Genomic DNA, 384 nt, shown 5'->3' on the forward strand with positions numbered 1-384 from the left:
GGGGCGTCGCCCCGCCCCGTGAGATGGTCGACGCCGCCGCGGCCGCCCTGGGCGCGGGCCACCACCAGTACGCGCCCATCGTGGGGATCCCGGCACTGCGCGAGGCCATCGCCACGCACCAGCGTGCGTGCTACGGGCAGGAGCTCGATCCGGACGGACAGATCGCGGTCTGCGCCGGGGCCACCGAGGGCGTCACCGCCGCACTGCTGTCCCTGCTGCGGCCCGGTGACGAGGTGGTGCTGTTCGAGCCGCGCTACGACCTCTACAGCGCGGTGGTGGAGTTCGCCGGCGCCACCGCGGTGCCCGTGCCGCTGCTGCCGCCGGCCTTCGTGCCGGACCCCGACGACGTCCGCGCGGCCTTCTCCCCCCGCACCCGCGCCGTGG

1 protein-coding gene is annotated in these 384 nt (G+C 76.6%); it reads left to right on the top strand.

Features of this window, described 5'->3' with window-relative positions; translation table 11 throughout:
• The coding region (locus CWC38_RS11980; RefSeq protein ID WP_121846909.1) for an aminotransferase class I/II-fold pyridoxal phosphate-dependent enzyme at window positions 1-384 on the top strand (384 nt) is incomplete at both ends.

The organism is Kocuria tytonicola, from assembly GCF_003687455.1.
Classification (GTDB): domain Bacteria; phylum Actinomycetota; class Actinomycetes; order Actinomycetales; family Micrococcaceae; genus Kocuria; species Kocuria tytonicola.